The organism is Clostridium thailandense (assembly GCF_019207025.1).
Classification (GTDB): domain Bacteria; phylum Bacillota; class Clostridia; order Clostridiales; family Clostridiaceae; genus Clostridium_AM; species Clostridium_AM thailandense.
This window is the reverse complement of record NZ_JAEEGC010000079.1, coordinates 1-3471: the sequence shown is the minus strand read 5'-3', so window position 1 is coordinate 3471 and position 3471 is coordinate 1. Positions and strand designations below refer to the sequence as shown.

The window sequence follows — 3471 nt, the reverse complement described above, 5'->3', positions numbered from 1 at the left end:
AATTATCGAAAGTTTTTGTTTATCGAAAGATCAGTAACGAAATCAAGCAGTAATTTAAACCTTCGTCAAAAATCTTTCGATAATATTTATTTACAGAAATCCTGAAGCCAGCTTAATAAATCAGTATCTTCATTCCAAACAGGTATATCTTGTGATACAACATCTATATACATTGATTCTAATGCTTTCCTTTTCATTTCTGTATCAGCTCTCAGGTATACTTCAGTTGTGGTAACATTTACATGTCCAAGAAAATCACGAATATAAATAAGATTTACACCAGCATCTAACAGGTGAAATGCTTTTGTGTGTCTAAGCATATGGGGATGAATATGCTTTGGAAATACTACACCTGCATTACATTTCTTTGCACTAGCAAAATGTTTTTCTAAAATATAAGTAACACCTGGTCGAGTAAAAGAATGATTTCTGCTATTGAAAAATACAGGGTGGTTTTGTTTTCCGTTTTCTAACAGATGTTGTTCATTCATGTACTTTTCAAGTAACAGCTTTGTCTTATTCATAATGGGAATAGTTCTTCTTTTGTTTCCTTTACCAGTTAATGTAACAGTAGCAGGTTTTGAAAGCCTTACATCACAAACCTTCAAATCAATTAACTCCTGTATTCTTGCCCCTGAATCATAAAGAGTTACCATGAGCACAAGATCTCTACGCCCCCTCTTAGTTGTTATGTTAGGTTGCTCTAATAACAACTGCAGATTTTCCTGTGTTATATGTTCTATTGTAGCTTGTTGACGTCTTTTAAAAGGAATTCCTAAGATTTTTTGGCATTCAAAAAGTATATCTGGACATTCTGATTGCACATATCGGTAAAAACTATGTATGGCGGCTAGCCTTTGATTTCGTGTGTTAATATTCACACTACGTGTATTTTCAAGCCAAAACAAGAAGTTTCTTATAGTTTCAGAATTTATTCTATTGAACGTAAGATATTCTGGTTTAATTTTACACTTATTATCCATATACAATAGTAGTTGTTTAAAAGTGTCTCTGTAAGATTTTATTGTATTAGTACTTACATTACGCTGACCTGGTAGAAATTCTGATAAGTAGCGCGTGAGTGCTTTTGCAAAATCAGTCTGCTTCATAATATGACACCTCCGGAATCATAGACGAAAACCTTTGCTCAACTTTACTGATAATGTCAGGGTATAAATCTGCTGTCAGTCTCAAATAATGCTGAGTTCCTCTTAAGTCAGCATGCCCTAGATAGGCAGATAAATATGGAAGAAGGTTTGTCAAATCTTCTCCACTAGTAACCCATTTCTTCAAACAGTGAACTGAAAAAGTATGTCTGAAATCGTGTACTCGTGGGCCTTTTCCAGTATGAGAAATTCCTGCTCTCCATAATATCTTGCGAAAAAGCTGGTAGATTGTGCTCTCATTATAATGCCCACCAAAAGGAGACGGAAATAAGAAGTTATTAGTATCCTTATTTGAAGCTAAAGTTTCTTCATATACGCGACAGCGTTCTATCAGGCTAGCGCCTATAGGAACTATTCGGTCCTTGCCAAACTTTGCATTTCTGATAAATAAAGTTCCTTTTTGTAAGTCAACATCATCATATGTTAAATTAAGTGCTTCTGATATTCTAAGTCCACAACCGTATAATAGTCTAAAGAGAACTGGAAGTATTATATGGCGATTTGGAGAAACAGCGCAGATTGAATAATGATCGCAAATATTGAATATTGCCTTTAGTTCATATTTAGAAAATATATATGGTACATATGAATATCTATCAATAGTAACACTTGCTTTTGGGAATATATATGCATCATATCCAAGGCGTACCATATACTCTGCAAATCCTCGTACAATGGATATTCTGCTACATCTATTTCTTTTTGTTTCATTAGGTGCTTTTGCTGTCCATAACATAACCAGTTCTTTTGTAAGTTTTTTTTTAGTTAAGTTATGCTGAACAATTATGTTATCAAATCTTTTTAGTAATGCAGCACCCTTTTGAAATTTATATCCTACCGACTTTTTTTCCTGTATAAATCCTATCATTAGATCTGCCAAAATGCTTTCAAAAACAAATATCTTCTCAATCATTTATAAAATATCCTCGGGATCAATAGCACATAAACGTAGTCTCTCAATGCTAGTCTGTAGATATATACTTGTAGACTTTGAATTTAAATGCCCTAAGATTTCTGATATTATTGGCAGAGGTGTTCCTTGTTCAAGTAAACCACTTGCTAATGAGTGTCTAAGAGAATGAAGTCCATGGCGCTTTTCTTTTGTTATAGGAATGCCAGCTAAACGGGTATACTTAGTTATGATGTTATATAGGTTTGCGTCCTTTCCAAAGGATTCATATGGTGCATGCATTCTAATGAAAACATATGGAGAATTACTTATAGGTCTAGCATTTTTTAGATAATCTATTATAGCCCATCCTATATCATTTAAAATTGGGTAAGTAGTAGTGGTTTTTGTCTTCTCCTGAGTAATGATAATTAATTTTGTATTCCAATTCAAATCTGACAGTTTTAATTTTTTTACATCTCCAACTCTAACTCCAAGTCTTGCGACCAATAACAGTATCGCATAGTCTCTTTTTCCGGTAGGGTTTCCTCTGTCAATGCATTCAAGCATACATCTTACTTCTTCTGATCTCCAGATAGAAGGTATTGAAGGATAATAATATTTATTCTGCTTTGGGACATTTATTGACAGGTCTTTTTCTGTATAGTTATTGAGATATAAGAATTTTAAAAATACGCGAAGCGTAGTAAGTATTGATGCTATACTTTTTTCATGGTGTGGAAAAATAGTTTTCACGTAATCAGAAATCATATCTGCTGAAACATCGCCTACGGCCTGTACTTTGCGTAAATTTAGATAGTCAATAAAGAAGAATAGCCGTTGAACGCGGGTACGCATTCCTCTTTTAGAATAATCATTAAGTTCACACTCCTTCTCATAAGCATTAAGGACTGCTTCGAATTGCAGTGGTTTTACATATTGAGGCTTTTTAACAATCCTTCTTATTATTACTCCATGAATCTGGTAATCTCCTAGTACACGTATCATGCGTATAGCATGTTTAACATTTTTAGGCATAGCTTCTTCATAATAGTTAATTGTACAGTTATATTTTTCTTTTAAAAAATCATTTCCCAGATTTTCAGAAAAATAAGTTTCATCCTTTTCTGCCGCAAAAACAGTCATTCGCTTAAATAGCCGGCGGTAACTGTTTATAGTATTATCAGCATAATTAAGTCTTTTAAGTTCGATCAGTACATTAGTAGTTAACTCTACTAATGGTAATTTTCTTTCCATAGGGCACCTCCTAGATTATATTTATAATCTATTCTGATGCATTATGGAAAGAAATAAACATATTTTCTGTTGATGCTGCAGCTAAATATGCTTATTTCTTTCCATAAACAAAAACTTTCGATAATTTCCATTATGTAAAACTTTCCATAACGGAAAAAC

3 protein-coding genes are annotated in these 3471 nt (G+C 33.2%); all 3 read right to left on the bottom strand.

Going from position 1 to position 3471, the window contains the following annotated elements; all coding sequences use genetic code 11:
- Nucleotides 1-86: 86 nt before the first annotated feature.
- From I6U48_RS16055 to I6U48_RS16045, 3 genes are read right to left on the bottom strand one after another with little or no spacing between them, the layout of a single operon-like run.
- Nucleotides 87-1109 (bottom strand): site-specific integrase, encoded by a 1023-nt coding sequence (locus tag I6U48_RS16055; protein ID WP_218321482.1) that lies wholly within the window; start codon nt 1107-1109, stop codon nt 87-89.
- A complete protein-coding gene (locus tag I6U48_RS16050) occupies nt 1096-2079 on the bottom strand; it encodes a tyrosine-type recombinase/integrase (RefSeq protein ID WP_218321481.1) in 984 nt (327 codons plus the stop codon). The genes I6U48_RS16055 and I6U48_RS16050 overlap by 14 nt, the downstream gene beginning before the upstream one ends.
- The gene (locus tag I6U48_RS16045) at nt 2080-3312 is read right to left on the bottom strand and encodes a site-specific integrase (RefSeq protein WP_218321480.1); all 1233 of its coding nucleotides are present in this window, start codon (nt 3310-3312) and stop codon (nt 2080-2082) included.
- Nucleotides 3313-3471: the final 159 nt, after the last annotated feature.